The following is a 16735-nucleotide window of genomic DNA, read 5'->3' as shown; positions in this document are numbered from 1 at the left end:
CTATATCTTATTTTATTAGTTAAGGGAATTGATGTACTTTTGCCCTTGTCTTAAATTATGCTTAAACAGAACCTTCAACAAAAACTCTTACAAAAACTTTCTCCCCAGCAAATACAGTTTATAAAACTTTTGCAGGTGCCTACGGTATCGCTTGATACCCGGATAAAAGAAGAACTGGAAGAAAATCCGGCCCTTGAAGACATCAGCTTAACCAATATAAACGAACCTGAAGAACAATATCCGGACCGCGACCCTGACGAAGACACCTACAACGGTGATGAAGAAAAGGGAGAAATGGATGAGTTCAATATAGATGATTACCTGCAGGAAGATAACGTGAACGATTATGGATCGCGCTATGACCAAAATGGTGATGATGAAGATGAACGCAAAGAAATCCCTATCGCTGTGCAAAGCTCATTCTTCGAAAGCTTGCAGGCCCAACTGGATCTGTTGCCGCTTTCTGACAAAGACTTTAAAATTGGCCAGCAAATTATAGGCAGCCTGGATGACGACGGTTACCTGCGCAGGCCTATTATGAACATCACCGACGACCTTGCTTTTTCGCAAAACGTAATGGCCGAGGATGAAGAAGTAGAGGATATGCTTAAAGTTATCCAAAGCTTTGACCCTGCCGGCGTTGGTGCCCGAAGCCTGCAGGAATGCCTTCTAATACAACTCCGAAAGAAAGACCCCGCCGATCCTATTATCAAAAAAGCGATAATGGTGGTTGAGGATTACCTGGATGAGTTTACCCGCAAGCATTATGATAAGCTGGAGCGTTCGCTCAACATGAACTCTTTGGAGCTGCGTGGAGTAGTAAACGAAATATTGAAGCTAAACCCAAAACCAGGCGATAGCAATGAGGTGAGCACCAAACAAATGCAGGTAATACCGGATTTTCATATCACCAATAACGATGGTATGCTGATCCTAACCCTAAACTCCAAAAATGCGCCGGAACTCAAAGTGAGCCGGTCCTATCAGGAAATGTTTCAGCACTATGATAAGGCTGCACAAAAAGATAAAAAGTTAAAAGAGGCCGTACAGTTTGTAAAACAAAAGCTCGATTCGGCAAAGTGGTTTATCGATGCTATCAAACAGCGCCAGCAAACCCTGCTGAAAACGATGAATGCTATTATGCAGTATCAGTACGATTTCTTTTTAACAGGCGATGATAAAAATCTGAAACCTATGATCCTGAAAGATATTGCTGACCGTATCGGCATGGATATCTCCACCGTATCGCGCGTGGCCAACTCTAAATATGTGCAAACGGAGCATGGTACGTTTTTACTAAAATCATTCTTTAGCGAAGCTATTCAAACGGAAAGTGGCGAAGAGGTATCAAATAAAGAAGTTAAAAAGATTTTAGAAGAGCATATTGGCCAGGAAGATAAACGCCATCCGCTGGCTGACGAAAAATTAACCGACATATTAAAAGATGCAGGTTATAATATAGCCCGGCGAACTGTAGCTAAATACCGCGAACAAATGAATATACCGGTAGCCCGGTTGAGGAAAGAGTTGTAGAAAACAGTCTCTCCGCCCTTAGCAGAAAAATATAGTCAATAATAAAGCCCTTTGATAGCTATCGAAGGGCTTTATTATTGACTACCTATTTGCTAAATTCTTACCGACCGGTTTCCCCTTTTGAAACTGAGACCCTTATTAAAAGCCGTGTTGCGGACTTTTTAAGTTATATCGGTTATTGAGCAGTATCCCCAACACCAATTCGTGTGATCCGTTACTAACGGTACGAAGCGCGGATGTGGTAATATCATACGAGTAACCTACATTGATTACCGAACTTAAATTAAAGCCCATCAATACTGCATAAGAATCGCCACGGCGATAAGAGCCTCCGAACCAGAATCTGTCGCGAAATGACATCTTCATATTGATATCAAAGCTAATGGGCGCTGGATCAATAAATTTTAGCAATGCTGAAGGCAGCAGAGTAACATCATCAGACAGGAATATTTTAAACCCACCGGTGGCAAAAAAATGGGGAACTGTTTTACTTTGTAAGGCAGTTGTTCCTGATGATACGTATAAATTTTGCGACAATATTTGCTGCGCCGAAATACCAAAATAGTAGGTTGAGGAATAGGCCCAGATACCAACCCCGACATCCGGTTTCCACTGGCTTGCTTGCAGATTATTAATAACTCTGTCATCCTGATCAACTACCGTGATCAGATCACGATTGATAGAAAGATTATTAACACCGGCAGATACACCAACCGACAAATTAAGTTTATCAGTAATACCAAGGTGATAAGCATAAGTTGCATTCAGATTAGTTTGGCTTATTGGCCCCGCCTTATCAGATACTACCATAAAACCGATACCGTGATGCGGTTCGGCAGCACGGTAATACTGTGTATACAGCCTACTGGACGGATTCTCGCCGCCGGCAGCAGGGAACGAGGTGGCATCTCCCTGTACAAAGTTATCTCCCAACGGGGCGTTAATACTGAAGTAACTGGTTACAGGCGCACCTTGTAAACCTGTCCACTGGCTGCGGTAACCCAGCTTGGCATCAGTGTAGTTTTCAATACCGCTTACAGCAGGGTTTAAAAGGAAATTATTGAATACGTATTGTGAATATTGTGGACGCTGCTGTGCAAGCGCCATTTGCGTTAAAAGGAATAAAAGCAGTGATAAGGGTAAATTTTTCTTCATCTGATAATCGTGACGCTTCCTGAAACCACTTTTACGCCGTTCCCCGGATCTATAATATAATAATATGTACCTACCGGTAAATTAGAGCCTTTATAAGTTCCGTCCCACGGATTGCCATATCCAACAGACGAATATACCTTTTCTCCATATCTGTTGTATATGTTGACTTTATTTCCCGGATAAGTTTCTAAGTATTTTATGGTCCAGGTATCGTTAACGCCATCGCCGTTAGGTGTAAAGGTATTTATTATCGTTAATTTTTTCAGGACTTTAACAGATATTTCATCCGCTGCTGTACAGCCGTCTTCGCTAGTAACAGTCAGCTTATAAGTTATGTCGTCGGTGGCAGAACATATCGGCTTTAAGACGTCATCATGATCCAGCCCGGTGGCAGGGGTCCACTTGTAGGAAAGACTCTTCCCCTTCGCGTTAGCAGGCAGCTTAACAATTCCACCTTCAAGCAAACCTGTATTTCCGCCAGCATCAACAGTTGGCACAGGGTTAACAGTAATACTTGTGCTAGTGGTATAGTCGCAACCATTTTGGCCAGTAAATAAATAAGTAATCGTCACCACTCCGGTACCTGCACTTGCGGGGGTAAACAAGCCTGCAGGGGAAATACCACTACCTGTAAAAACACCGGTGCCAATAAAACCATTTGTTTCTGGTATAACCAAAAATGGTTTGGCATCCTGGCAAACCCGCCCTACTTGGGGCAAATTTACTACAGGGTTGGCATTTATCGTAATTACGTCTTCAGCTATGTCAACACAGCTTTCACCGGAATAGGCTTCCATATGCACTTTGTAGGTTTTGGTAGCAGGTGCGTTAAACACTGGATAGCTGTGCAGGTAGATTCGGTTTGCCGGCAGCACATCTTTATCGAAAGTTGCTACATCCGCCCGGTCGCCATCATAATCATAGTACCAAACAAATTTAGTAATACGGCCAAAATTTACTGTTGACGCCTCCTTAAATGTTACCGGGTTACTACTGCAAAGTTTGTCCTTATCCTGGGTTGTAAATTTAGCAGCAGGTTGCGCACCATTTACGGTGAATTGCTGCGATCTTGTAGATGAACACCCGGCAGCAGAGGTAACGGTAAGCGTAACCGTATAGACGCCAAAGTGGGCATACTGATGGTTTGTTGTTTTTCCGATGCCTGTATTCGGGTGAATACTATTTGCCATATCGTCACCAAAATTCCATCTGTAGGTAAAATCAGCCTCGCTACCGTCGGCAATAATACTTTTGTCGGTGAACTCTACTAAATCATTTACACATGCATCTGGCAGGGTAAAATCAACCTGAGGTAGTGGTGTAATATTTAATATTTTAAAGTAGGCCGCGCTGCTGCATCCTTTATCATCCCATAACGTAAGCCTTACGGTATCCCTGCCCGTATTTTTGTATAAATGAGTGAAGGGTTTATTGTCTGCATGTGTTTCTGTCGTTTTATCCCCAAAGTCCCAAACCCATTTTACAATTTTGCTGGTTGCTGAAGTTGACCTGTCGGTAAATAAAACATCCCCGCCAACACAATTGGGACTGCTGATATCAAATGCCGCTATCGGTCTATCAGAAATAAGTACTTTTAGAGGAGGGGAAATTGACGAACAGCCATTTAAATTAGTAGCGGTTAAAATAACATTGTAAGTGCCTTTATCGGCGAAGATATGTTTCGGATTTTGCAATGAACTTGTTTGCCCGTCGCCAAAATCCCATAACCAGGTTTTTACCTCGTCACCTTTTGCATCGCTAACGTCATTAAAATAGGTCGTATCTCCCGGGCAGTTTCCTTCAAAAGTAAATTTGGGTTCAGGATAATCTGCAATATTGAAGTCGAAATCAATATCTGTTGTGACACCGCAAACATCGCTATTAGGATTCAGAACGGTTGCCGTAATACTGTAGTCGCCCGGAATAAATTTAAGGGATTTATAATAGTTGTAATTATATAGCACCTTACCATCAGTTTGTACCGTAGTATAGGCCACCTGGGGGTTAGCATCCACATAGTCCGGCGTGCCATCGTTTAGATTCCATTTAATATTGGTTGTTGGGTAAGGCAAAGTTAAGTGCAGTTTATATTCAACATCGCGGCAGCCGTTTATAGTTGCCAATGCTTGGGTGTTGTTATTATTTTGAAGATCAATAAACTGATTAAGATTTTTAAGGTTGGCGCCCGCAGCATAACCGTAAGATTCTGCATTGCCAAATCCATAAGCAATTGCATTAAAGCCATCAGCAGCGCTTATATTATGCGTACCCTGGCTTACATTAATTTGAGCATAAGAGAAAGAAGGGTCGGCGCTAACAGGTGTAAAATTGGTATATGGCTTGCCATCTAGAACAAAAGTTGCTGTCTGCGATGTCTTTATAACTATATTGATATAATTGTTAATGATATCATAGTTGGGGGTAGAATAAAGCGTTACATGATCAAGCGTTTGCTCAGTAGGCGTTAAATAGATCATTTCGGGATCGCCTACATCAAAACTGTTATTGGTGCAATTACCAAGTGTCTGTCCCTGTGATACTGCATATTGCACAACCTGGATAGGTTTGTCTGCAGATATAACATTAGTTTCACGCGAGGAAAATGTAAAATCAAAGAGTCCCCGTACGGGTTGAAAGGTATTTAGTCCGTTAACTTTAACATTGGTGTTATCGGCACTACAAATTATCCTGATGATATCATATCCCCGGCTCTTCAGCGGGACGGTGATATAGTTTTTGCCCCATGAAGCCGTAGGATACACCTGCTGAAATAAATTATCTGATGTAAAGCCTGCTTGCCGGCACCCAATGCCAATTTTTGTACTTCCGGAGAAAACCGCAATCCGTTTACATTCACCAGCAGTGGTGCTCTTCGCGCGGATCACAGTATTGGTTAAATCAATCAGGGATAGCCCCTGGTAAACCTCCCCTTTCCGCAGATTTAGCGTAATGGTAGCACCGGCAGGTATACCATTTAACAGATCTGCCGAGGGAATTATTTCAACCGTGGTATTATCCTCAGTTGCAACTACCATAAAAGAAGAATAGGTTCGTGATGTATCCGAATCGGAATTTGATGCCTGGGTATAATTAATGGAATAATAACTCTTCCCCAACGAGGTTACCGGTAAGAGCAGTGTTGCGCCTGATACACTGCTGGCGTAAATATGCGCGTACACTGCAATGTTTTTTTGCGACGTTATATGTATCCCTTTTAGAAACTGCCCCTGATTTTTCATAAAGGCGCTGCGGGGAATTTCTACTGTAGTTACCTGGTTGGCTTTTATCGTAAAAGGAATAGCATAGGATCCATCGGCAATTTCCACTTTGCCTGTGGTATTTACACCGCCGGTAATATAAAGGCTCATCTGGCTTTTACCGGTACTCTCAACGTGCGACATGTAGCCGGTCCAGAACTCTTTACCCTGGTTAGATTGGCCGTATACGGTAAACCCACCAAACACTATAAGAATTGATACAACAGTACCTATCGCTTTCACCCAATTCAATATATAGATTAGCTTTTTGGTTTATAAAAAGTGCTAACAACGCACAAACGGACCTTAAAAATACACAGTATTGTTCATAAACATCAAATCAATCAGCAGGTTAAAAAAACTTATCGGGGTTAGGCACCAGGTTTAAAAACTTCTCAAAATTTTCCTCGTAGTGAGATTGATCAAGCCTGTAGTAGAACGCGCCTTTCTTTGATGACTGTTTATCCTTTTCAGACAGTTTCACCAATAAGCCTGTTGAAAGAAGTTTACGGCTAAAGTTGCGGTCGTCAAATTCAGTTTGATACACCCCCTCATAAAGTGCCTGTAACTGGGGAATAGTAAATTTATCTGGCAGCAGCTGGAATAATATAGGGTGAAGTGCTGCTTTATAGCGCAATTGTTTCAAAGCCAGTTTAACCATATCCGTATGGTCGAAAATTAGCGGAGGCATTTCATCCAGCAAAAACCATTCAGGGCTATAGTCGCCGGTTATCTGTTCTTCATATTCATGGATATCTATCAGTGCAAAATACGATACCGAGAGCGTACGTTCTACAGGATCACGGTTAGGATTGCCAAAAACCATATACTGATCCATGTAAACGTTTTTTAAACCGGTACGCTCTTCAAGCACACGGGTAGCTGCGTTATCAGGACTCTCCGTTGGATGAATAAAGCCGCCCATCAAACTCCACATCCCTTTTTCGGGCTCTAAACTCCGTTTTACCAGTAACAATTTAACTTTTGCACCATCAAACCCAAAGATGATACAATCTACAGCAACTAAAATCCTACTTTCTCCGGAGTATTCGCCCATTATGCGCACAGTTTATTTACAAGTGTAAAAATAATATCAGCATTTTAAAAACTATACCACAATGTAATGCTTTTGTAAAAAACTTTTTAACACACCGGCTTCGTAATAATACTTTGATATTTACACTATTAGTTCAGCAAAATATACATAAACATTGGAAACTATCTTAGATATTGCTAACCTCAGCAAAACTTATAAAAGCGCAGGCAGAACCCTCACCGTTTTAGATAATATCAACTTCAGTATCGATGCCGGCTCAACCAACGCGATAGTTGGCCCTTCCGGAAGCGGCAAAACAACTTTGCTTGGTTTGTGCGCTGGGCTGGATAGCGCCTCATCAGGTATTGTAAAATTAAATGGAGTTGACTTTAACGGGCTAAGTGAAGACAAGCGAGCCCAGGTGCGTAACCAATACGTTGGTTTTATCTTCCAGAATTTTCAGCTGCTCCCAACACTTACCGCTTTGGAAAATGTAATGGTGCCTTTGGAACTGCGCGGCGAAAAGAATATTAGGGCGCGATCGCTTGACCTGCTCGATAAAGTGGGCCTTGCAGAGCGGGGGCACCACTACCCTGCCCAGCTATCGGGTGGCGAGCAGCAGCGGGTATCGCTGGCAAGAGCTTTCTCCAACTCGCCTAAAATATTATTCGCCGATGAGCCAACCGGTAATCTCGACGCGGAAACCAGCGAAAAAGTGGTGAAGCTTATTTTCGATCTTAATACAGAAGCAGGCACCACGCTTGTACTGGTTACACATGATTTGGAGTTGGCTGCTAAAACGCACCGAATTCTGAAGATCAAAGGCGGCAAGCTGGTGTCTGATGAAAAAACAGCTAAAATTTAAGCGGCGACAATGGATAACATTAATTATAACCGCAAAATAAACTTCGGCTGGCTGGTTAAAATGGCCATACGGGATAGCCGCCGCAACCGGAGCCGGTTGCTGCTTTTTATCTCTTCAATCGTGTTCGGGATAGCGGCTTTGGTTGCCATCTACTCGTTCAGATACAACATCCAGAACGATATAAACAGCCAGGCGGCTACGTTAATAGGTGCCGACTTAAGCATCAACGGAAATAAACAACCTGATGCAAAGCTGCAAAAGTTACTGGATTCCTTAGGAGGTGACCGCTCACAGGAGCGCAGTTTTGCATCTATGGTCTATTTTCCCCGCACAAAAGGAACCCGCCTGGTGCAGGTGAAGGCACTGGATGGCTCATTTCCATATTATGGCACATTAGAAACTACGCCAACAATTGCTGGCAATTCTTTTAAAACTGGCAAGTACGCTTTGGTAGATAAAACGCTGATGCTGCAGTTTAATGCCAGCGTAAACGATTCTATCAAAATTGGTAAAACCACTTTTTTGATTGCCGGAATACTAAACAAAGCACCGGGGCAAACCGGCATTGCTGCGGGCATTGCGCCTATTGTATATATCCCCTTTAAATACCTGGATGGTACGGGACTGATTGGTACCGGCAGCCGCATCAATTACAACTATTACTACAAATTTAATCCATCGGTAAATGTAGAAAAACTGGTAAAAAAGATAGAACCCGCTATTGATAAGGCTGATTTCGGGTACGATACCGTAGAAAACCGGAAAGAAAATACTGGCAGGTCCTTCGGGGATCTGACAAGGTTTTTATCGCTGGTTGGTTTTATTGCACTGCTATTGGGTTGCGTTGGTGTAGCCAGTGCCATCAATATCTACATCCGCGAAAAAATTGCCTCTATTGCCATTATGCGCTGTATGGGCGTTAAAGCATCCGAAGCATTTTTGATTTACCTCATTCAGATTACCGGCATCGGCCTCATTGGTTCCATTGCAGGGGCAATTTTGGGTACCTCCATTCAACATTTGCTGCCATTGGTGCTGAAAGATTTTTTGCCTTTCACCATATCGGTAAGTATATCCTGGATGGCTATTTTGCAGGGGATCTTGTTAGGTGTTATCATCTCGGTATTGTTTGCGCTGCTACCGCTGATTAACATCCGTAACATATCTCCGCTCAATACATTGCGCCTTTCTTTCGAGGATACATCCACCAGTCGTGATCCTTTTCGCTGGTTAGTTTATTTTCTGGTGCTAATCTTTATTGCTTCGTTTGCCTACCTGCAATTGGAGGATTGGCTGGGCGCCATCATTTTCACGATTGGGATCCTGATCGCGTTTCTCATTCTCACGGCGACTGCCTGGCTGCTTATCCGTTTTACCCGTTTATTGGTCATGAGCTCATGGAGTTATTTCGTGCGGCAGGGTTTTGCCAATTTGTACAGGCCAAATAATCAAACGATCATCCTAACGGTTTCCATCGGTTTAAGCACCGCCTTTATTGTTACGCTCTTTATGATCCAGCAGTTGCTGATTAGCCAGGTTTCGCTTTCGGCTAGTGGGAACCAAAGTAACATGATCTTGTTCGACATCCAGAACAGCCAGGAAAAAGGTGTGGCAGACCTTACCCGTAAACAGGGCCTGCCCGTGATATCGCAAGTACCCATAGTAACCATGCGGCTGCAAAAGGTAAATGGTAAAACTGCAAACGATGCTAAAAAAGACACCACGCTGCATATCTCGCCAAAAGCTTTTGCCTATGAATACCGGGTAACCTACCGGGACTCCCTGACTAATTCAGAGCAAATTACCGAGGGCAAGTTTATTGGCAAAGCAGAACCCGGTAAAGATATCCCCGTTTCGGCAGAGGAGCGTTTTGCAAAACGGGTTAATGTAAAAGTTGGCGATAAATTGATTTTTAACGTGCAGGGAGTGGTGATGCCAGCATACGTAAGCAGTATACGCAAAGTAAACTGGAGCAAGATTCAAACAAACTTCCAGGTGATCTTCCCCAAAGGTGTGCTGGAAGATGCGCCGCAATCAAGCGTGTTACTCACTCACGTACCTTCGCAAAAAGCGGCCGCAAATTATCAATTGGCGGTTGTGCGGGCATTCCCTAACGTATCAATTATCGATTTAGGATTGATCCTGACGGTGTTGGATGAATTGCTGGATAAAATAGGTTACGTGATCAAGTTTATGAGTGGTTTCAGCATCATTACGGGTATCATCGTATTGATCTCATCTGTACGCATCAGTAAGTACCAGCGCATCCGTGAAAGCGTTTTGTTGCGAACCCTGGGCGCAAGTCGCAAACAAATCTTTGCTATTACCGCATTAGAATACTTATTCCTTGGCGCTTTATCTGCGCTTACAGGTATTGTTATCGCTATAGCATCCAGCTGGTTGCTGGCTAAGTATCGTTTCGAGATTGCTTACAATATTAACTGGGGACCTGTAGCTGCTATTTTTGGCATCATTACATTACTCACTGTTGTTATAGGCCTGCTGAATAGCCGTGGAATTTTAAACAAACCACCATTAGAAGTATTAAGATCTAACGCATAATTGACAATGAAACACAATTTCAAAATAGCTTTCGCCTTTATCTTTACCGTATCTCTTGCTGCATGCAGCGGCGGCAGTAAATCAACAGCTTCCGATACAACCACTACCAAAACAACAAGTTCTTCAGCCAAAACGAAGAAAACCATTTTATTTTTTGGTGACAGCTTAACGGCAGGCTACGGACTGGATGATGTCAGCGAATCTTTCCCGGGAGTAGTGGAGGCCAAAATAGATTCGGCAAAACTGCCTTACAGCATTGTAAACGGTGGACTAAGCGGCGAAACCTCCGCAGGTGGCCTGGGCCGGGTAGACTGGCTGTTGAAACAACCAGTAGATATTTTCGTACTGGAACTGGGCGCGAACGACGGTCTTCGCGGATTGCCCGTTGCATCAACCGAAAAAAATCTGCAAGGGATCATTGATAAAGTAAAAGCCAAATACCCCAACGCAAAATTAGTGATGGCCGGCATGATGGTGCCACCAAATATGGGTGCAGCTTATGCAGCTGATTTTAAAAATTTGTTTCCTAAGCTGGCTGCTAAAAATAAAATGACACTGGTACCATTTCTACTGCAGAATGTTGCCGGTATTCGCAAACTGAACCAGGGCGACGGTATCCACCCTACTGCCGAAGGTGCCAAAATTGTAGGTAATAACGTTTGGGAGGTGTTGAAAGGATTGTTGTAGGTAAATAGTACTAATTACAACTCCGCATACTGAATTTACCTTCAGCATGCGGAGTTGTAATCTATAATTTAGTCATTTTTTAGTGCCCTCCAACTACCTCAACAGGTTTAGCCTTAAGATTTTTGAGTGCGAACCATAGGATAGCTGCAAAACTAATACCGGGAACAAGGTAGGCTGTGTGGATATTGGACAAATCTGATACCTTGCCCATTATCGGAGGTAAAATTGCACCGCCCACAATGCCCATGATTACCAGCGAAGATCCTAGCTTTTTAGTTTTTGGAGTCAGATCCCTGATACTTAGGGAAAATATGGTTGGGAACATGATGGACATGAAGAACCAAACAGCCATCAGGGTATAAACAGCAGGCATGCCTGAGAGATTCACCGCAGCTATAATCAGGATGATATTGATGATTGCATATGTAACCAGCAACTTTACCGGGTTAAAATAACGCATTAAAAATGTGCCGATGAACCGGCCCATCATAAAGCCGAAAAATGCTAGCGGCAAATAAATAGTTGACGCTGCTTTCTCCGGGATCTGAGCAACCTTATCGCTAAAGCGGATAAAGAAACTGCTTACACATGCCTGGCCGCCAACATAAAAGAATTCTGCTAATACGCCGGTCATTAATTGTTTGTTTCTCAACAATTCGGCAATTCGGCTACTTAGCGGTACTTGTTCGGTATCAATCTCGCTTTCTTCGTTAATAACCGGGAACGCCGTACGCCAAACCATTACTGCTACCAAAAACACTACGATGCTTATAACTACGAAAGGAATTTGTACCGATGATGCCTCTTTGTTCAAATATTCATTCAATTGCGCAGCAGACATGCCTTTCTCTTCTGCCTCTGTTAAGGTTTTTCCAGAAAGAATAAAGGTGCCCCCGATAAGTGGACCTACGGTTGCTGCCAGTCCGTTAAAAGACTGCGCGAAATTAATACGTTGCGTAGCCTTGGCCGGATCGCCCAAAACGGTTATCAAGGGGTTTGCAGCAGTTTCTAAGAAGGCCATTCCCGAAAAAACGATAAAAAGCGCGCCCAGGAAAAACGTATAGTTGCGAACCGCCGCTGCTGGATAAAATAACAACGCCCCTACCGAAAACAACAGCAAGCCAAGTACTATACCGCCTTTGTAGCCATATTTTTTCATAAACAATGCCGCAGGTATCGGGAACACGAAGTAAGCGATATAGGAGGCCGAATCGATCAGCGACGACTGAAAATCGCTTAGCTGGCAGGCCTTTTTTAAGTGCGGAATAAGTATCGGATTGAGGTTCAGCGCAAATCCCCAAAGAAAAAATAAGGAAGTAATAAGCGCTACCGCTGCAAAAGTGTTGTTTTTAGACATTAGTTTGTACTGATAAATTCGAGGGCTGAATATAGTTATTTAATTAACATTCAACCATCCTTTAACGGCAAAGCATAGCTTTGACAGGACGTATCCCAATAAAAATCTTTAGTAAACCATCATAGAAATGTATGAATTGCCCGTAAACGAGTCTGCCGAGGGTCGCAGCTTTACTTTCGAATTCCTTTCCAAACGATTTTGCCGGGTTGCAGATCAGAGGTTTCAACCTCAGCATTTCGCATTTAAATTACTGGCATATGCAGTTTTAAACATTGAAAGGGTAAGGCCTCGTATTCCACACTCACTTAAAGCTTTACCACCCTTACAGTAAAAGCAAGATGCTTTCCTTATCTTTGCACCCTTAAAAATTGAGTAATGGTGTGGTCAGAAAAATTTAAGCTAAATAAGCAACTGGTAAAAGCGGTAACCGAAGCCGGGTTTGAAATTCCAAAAGAAATTCAGCTGAAAACCCTTACCCGGATCACCGGCGGCCAGGATGTGATTGGTGTAGGCCCCGAAGGTGCTGGTAAAACCACTGCTTTTGTACTGGGCACTCTAAACCGCTTTAATCACAAAGCCGATGGCGTACCGCGTGCACTGATTCTTGCTCCAGACCAGGAACGGGTGCTTGAGATCGTTACCCAGTTTGAACGCTTCAACCGCAACAGCTCCATCCGCATAGTTAGCCTGCACAACGGGACACCAGCCGACCAGCAAATGGATGAACTGGCGGACGGTGCCGACATTGTAGTAGCCACCCCAGACCGCGCACGTGCTATTTATCTAAAACTGGGTCTTAACTTGAATAAGGTTAACTTTTTGGTGATCGATGACGCGCACCTCATCGTTAAACAAGGCCTGCAACTACCCGTGGTTGAACTAGCTAACAGCATTGACAAGGGCCAGCACGTTGTATTTAGCGAGGTAATGCATGACAAGTTAGGAAAGATGATTGCTCCCTTTATGGTAAACCCTGCTTTGATAGAAGTAGATGAGTTGCCGGAAGAAAAAGTAGCTACCCACCCGCAAATGCTTTATCACGTACCAAATTTTGGCACCAAGGTAAATCTGCTGAATTTGTTTATGTACGATGAAGAGCTGTTTACTAAAACTGTTGTGTTTGCAAATACTAAACTAACGGCTGAAAAGCTTTACAAAAGCTTGGAGAACCGTTTGCGGAAAGCGATAGCGGTACTTAGTCCCACGTTTTTTGAATTTAACCAGGTAAAGGATATTGAGCAATTTAAAGCCGATGAGCAGCTACGGGTGCTTATTGTTGCCAATGAAAGCATTGAAGCTATCGATTTGAGAGGTATCCCTTTCATTATCCACTTCGACCTTCCGCAGGACAGGGAAGTTTTTATCAGTCACATCGTAAATAACGATGCAGAAACGGAAGAAGAGACCCTGGCGATTACTTTTGCTACCGACATTGAACTGGACCAGGTGCGCAAAATAGAGCAGGCAACAGGGCAAAAAATGCAAAACGCCGAACTGCCGGATGACCTGGTCATAGAAAAGGACCGCAAGCAGAAAGAGAGCGAAAAGGTAAAACAACCGGCTAAAGTTGATCCAAACAAATATGTGCCGGGCGAAGCTTTCCATGAAAAAAAGCCGGAAAATTCAAAAACCTACAATTACAGTTCGGGAACTAAAGCAAAAATGAATAACAAGCGTAAACACTCCTAAATTAAATTCATTGTCGCTTTTGCTGATTTAGTAATTTCAAGCGAATTAGTAATCGAACTATACAACCGTTTACCTGTTATAAAGGTTGTTGTTGGATACACTAATAACGCGGACAATGTTGTTGCTGAACATCATTAAGAACGTAACAAAAGGTGCAACCCCCTAAAGCGCTAATCAGAAAACTTATCGTGGTACTTGATGTAAAGATCTTCCACCTTTTTGCGGGCCCAGGGTGTTTTACGCAAAAACTTGAGGCTGGAGCTAATGCTGGGATCGTCCAGGAAGCAATTTATGCGGATCCGATAACCCATTTCCGCCCAGCCCAAATGCGCTACCAATGCGTTCAATATCGCTTCGAGTGTTTTGCCCTGTAGGGGATCTTTCGGCTTTTGCTCCATAAACAAAGATACTATTTACTCAGCTGTACCAGTTCCAATGCCTTGATTGTATCTGCGTGAAGTTGATCATACAAACGTTCATCAAGCACCTGCTTACTAATGAGTTTGCTACCCATACCCACCGCGCATACGCCCGAGCGGAACCAGGCTGAAATATTACCTTTTTCAATTTCTACTCCGCCTGTCGGCACAAACAACTGTCCGGGGAACAAGTCTCTGATAGAAGCTACAAAAGCAGGACCTAAAATATTGGCGGGGAAAAGCTTAATAAGCAATGCTTTATACTGCTGGGCAATATAGATTTCTGTTGGGGTCATACATCCGGGGATCCATAACAGCTTATAACCATCTGCAACCATTGCTACCTCATTATTTAAAATAGGCGATACTAAAAAATCCGCTCCGGCATCAACAAACACTTCGGCTTCCTGCCCAGATTTTATCGTACCTATGCCCAGGTACAGATCAGGCATCTCTGCTTTTGCCGCCTTTTTAAGGATCTGAAAGTTATGTAAGGCTTCTTTGCCCCTATTGGTATACTCCAGCACTCTTACACCCGCTTTGTATAGCGTACGGAGCACTTCAAGGCTCACCACTGCATCTTCATAGAAAAACAGAGGTAATATACCTTGTGATATAATTGCGTCTAAAACGGCTTCTTTATTGGCCATGCGTTGTTGTATTTATTCAGCGCTGCGACACGCTATTTTTTATCAAAATCAAAATAATTCTTAGCGTTAAAATAACAAATATCGCGGATAATCTTGCCAGTCCACTGGATATCATTCGGCAGTTCACCGTTTTCAATATCTTCCGCAAAAAGGTTGCACAGGATCCTCCTGAAATATTCGTGCCGGGGAAATGACAAAAAGCTTCTGGAATCTGTCAGCATTCCTACCATGCGGCTGATCAGGCCCATGTTAGAAAGGGCATTCAGTTGCTTTGTCATCCCATCTTTCTGATCGAGAAACCACCAGGCCGATCCCCACTGAATTTTGCCGGCGATGGATCCATCGTTAAAATTGCCGGCCATAGTAGCCATCAGTTCATTATCCGCCGGATTTATATTGTATATAATGGTTTTGGCGAGTTTATCATCGGCATCCAGCTTATCTAAAAACCGGGAAAGACTCTTCCCCTGGTGAAAATCCCCGATGGAGTCGCGCCCGGTATCGGCTCCCGACTGACGGAAACCGCGTGTACTATTGTTGCGGATCGCACCGATATGATATTGCTGAACCCAGCCTTTCTCATAATCCCAAATGGCAAACTGGTGCAACATAAAAGATTTAAACTTAACGTTTTCGCTATTACTAATGGGTTGGTTACCTCTTATCTTGCCGAAGATTTCTCCAGCTTCTTTTTCTGTACAGTCCTCCGCATACATCTGATCAATCCCATGATCTGAAACCGTACAACCATTGATAGCGAAATAGTTATGGCGCTTTTTTAAAGCTGAGATATAAGTATAAAAATTACCGATATCCATATCCGCCACTTTTTCCAGTTGGTTGATATAAGTATTAAATGCGGGGATATTATCGCTGTTCATGGCCTTATCAGGCCGAAAAGCAGGGAATACCTTGGTCTCAAAATTATCGTTCCTGATCTTTTTATGATATTCTAAATGGTCAATGGGGTCATCAGTGGTGCAGATAACTTCTACGTTCATTTTAGTGATCAGGCTGCGAACCCTGTATTGCGGTGTTTGCAGTTTTGCTGTACAGTCAGCGTAAATATCATCCGCTGTAGAAGGCATCAGGCGGGAATCAATATTAAAGTAACGCTGTAGTTCAAGATGCGTCCAGTGATATAGCGGATTACGAAGCGTGTAAGGAACCGTGGCTGCCCATTGCTCAAATTTCTCTCTGTCTGAACGGCCACCTGTGATAAAACTTTCATCTACCCCATTGGTGCGCATTGCTCTCCATTTGTAATGGTCGCCGTGGAGCCAGATAGCAGTCAGATTATCAAAATTAATGTCATTAGCTATATCGCCTGGGGGCAGGTGGCAATGGTAATCTATAATGGGCATAGGAGCCGCATAGTCATGGTATAGTTGTTTAGCCGTATTGCTTTGCAGTAAAAAATCCTCGTTAAGAAAGGTCTTCATGGTAATTTTCCGGGAATTTGTAATTATAGGGTTAATCTGCCGAATCGCACAAATATTTTAACGAAAACGTAAACAGAAAGAAC

The 16735-nt window shown here is 43.2% G+C and carries 12 protein-coding genes; 5 read left to right on the top strand and 7 right to left on the bottom strand.

Annotated features, from left to right (window positions below; all coding sequences use genetic code 11):
* The first annotated feature begins 57 nt into the window (after positions 1-57).
* On the top strand, positions 58-1533 hold the full coding sequence (locus tag A0256_16155; GenBank protein ID AMR32842.1) for an RNA polymerase sigma-54 factor: 1476 nt from the start codon (positions 58-60) through the stop codon (positions 1531-1533).
* Positions 1534-1671: 138 nt separating this feature from the next.
* Here the strand turns inward: A0256_16155 and A0256_16150 are convergent, their stop codons facing one another.
* From A0256_16150 to A0256_16140, 3 genes are all read right to left on the bottom strand, one after another.
* On the bottom strand, positions 1672-2688 hold the full coding sequence (locus tag A0256_16150; protein AMR32841.1) for a hypothetical protein: 1017 nt from the start codon (positions 2686-2688) through the stop codon (positions 1672-1674).
* Positions 2685-6197, bottom strand: a complete 3513-nt coding sequence (locus A0256_16145; protein ID AMR32840.1) for a hypothetical protein — start codon at positions 6195-6197, stop codon at positions 2685-2687. The genes A0256_16150 and A0256_16145 overlap by 4 nt, the downstream gene beginning before the upstream one ends.
* Before the next feature lie 100 nt (positions 6198-6297).
* Positions 6298-7002, bottom strand: a complete 705-nt coding sequence (locus A0256_16140) for a DNA mismatch repair protein MutT (GenBank protein AMR32839.1) — start codon at positions 7000-7002, stop codon at positions 6298-6300.
* A gap of 154 nt (positions 7003-7156) precedes the next feature.
* Between A0256_16140 and A0256_16135 the strand changes: the two genes are divergently transcribed.
* Genes A0256_16135 through A0256_16125 form a run of 3 tightly spaced genes read left to right on the top strand, consistent with a single transcriptional unit; the run spans position 7157 to position 11095 of the window.
* Positions 7157-7846, top strand: a complete 690-nt coding sequence (locus A0256_16135) for an ABC transporter (protein AMR32838.1) — start codon at positions 7157-7159, stop codon at positions 7844-7846.
* Positions 7847-7855: 9 nt separating this feature from the next.
* Complete coding sequence (locus A0256_16130) at positions 7856-10408, top strand: ABC transporter permease (GenBank protein AMR32837.1); 2553 nt, start codon at positions 7856-7858, stop codon at positions 10406-10408.
* Between the two features lie 6 nt (positions 10409-10414).
* A complete protein-coding gene (locus A0256_16125) occupies positions 10415-11095 on the top strand; it encodes an arylesterase (GenBank protein ID AMR32836.1) in 681 nt (226 codons plus the stop codon).
* 79 nt (positions 11096-11174) lie between these two features.
* Here A0256_16125 and A0256_16120 read toward each other — a convergent pair whose 3' ends face one another.
* Entirely contained in the window at positions 11175-12452 is a 1278-nt protein-coding gene (locus A0256_16120) for a fucose permease (protein ID AMR32835.1), read from the bottom strand.
* Positions 12453-12827: 375 nt separating this feature from the next.
* On the opposite strand from A0256_16120, the gene A0256_16115 reads away from it, so the two are divergent.
* The gene (locus tag A0256_16115; GenBank protein AMR32834.1) at positions 12828-14141 is read left to right on the top strand and encodes an RNA helicase; all 1314 of its coding nucleotides are present in this window, start codon (positions 12828-12830) and stop codon (positions 14139-14141) included.
* Between the two features lie 170 nt (positions 14142-14311).
* On the opposite strand, the gene A0256_16110 is transcribed toward A0256_16115, so the two are convergent.
* Genes A0256_16110 through A0256_16100 form a run of 3 tightly spaced genes read right to left on the bottom strand, consistent with a single transcriptional unit; the run spans position 14312 to position 16652 of the window.
* Complete coding sequence (locus A0256_16110; GenBank protein AMR32833.1) at positions 14312-14539, bottom strand: hypothetical protein; 228 nt, start codon at positions 14537-14539, stop codon at positions 14312-14314.
* An 11-nt stretch (positions 14540-14550) separates the two neighbouring features.
* A complete protein-coding gene (locus tag A0256_16105) occupies positions 14551-15210 on the bottom strand; it encodes a ketohydroxyglutarate aldolase (protein ID AMR32832.1) in 660 nt (219 codons plus the stop codon).
* A 32-nt stretch (positions 15211-15242) separates the two neighbouring features.
* Complete coding sequence (locus A0256_16100; GenBank protein ID AMR32831.1) at positions 15243-16652, bottom strand: uronate isomerase; 1410 nt, start codon at positions 16650-16652, stop codon at positions 15243-15245.
* Between the last annotated feature and the right edge of the window lie 83 nt (positions 16653-16735).

The sequence above is a fragment of the Mucilaginibacter sp. PAMC 26640 genome (assembly GCA_001596135.1).
GTDB lineage: Bacteria > Bacteroidota > Bacteroidia > Sphingobacteriales > Sphingobacteriaceae > Mucilaginibacter.
Note: the sequence above shows the minus strand (reverse complement) of the source record. Positions and strands in the feature narration are given on the sequence as shown.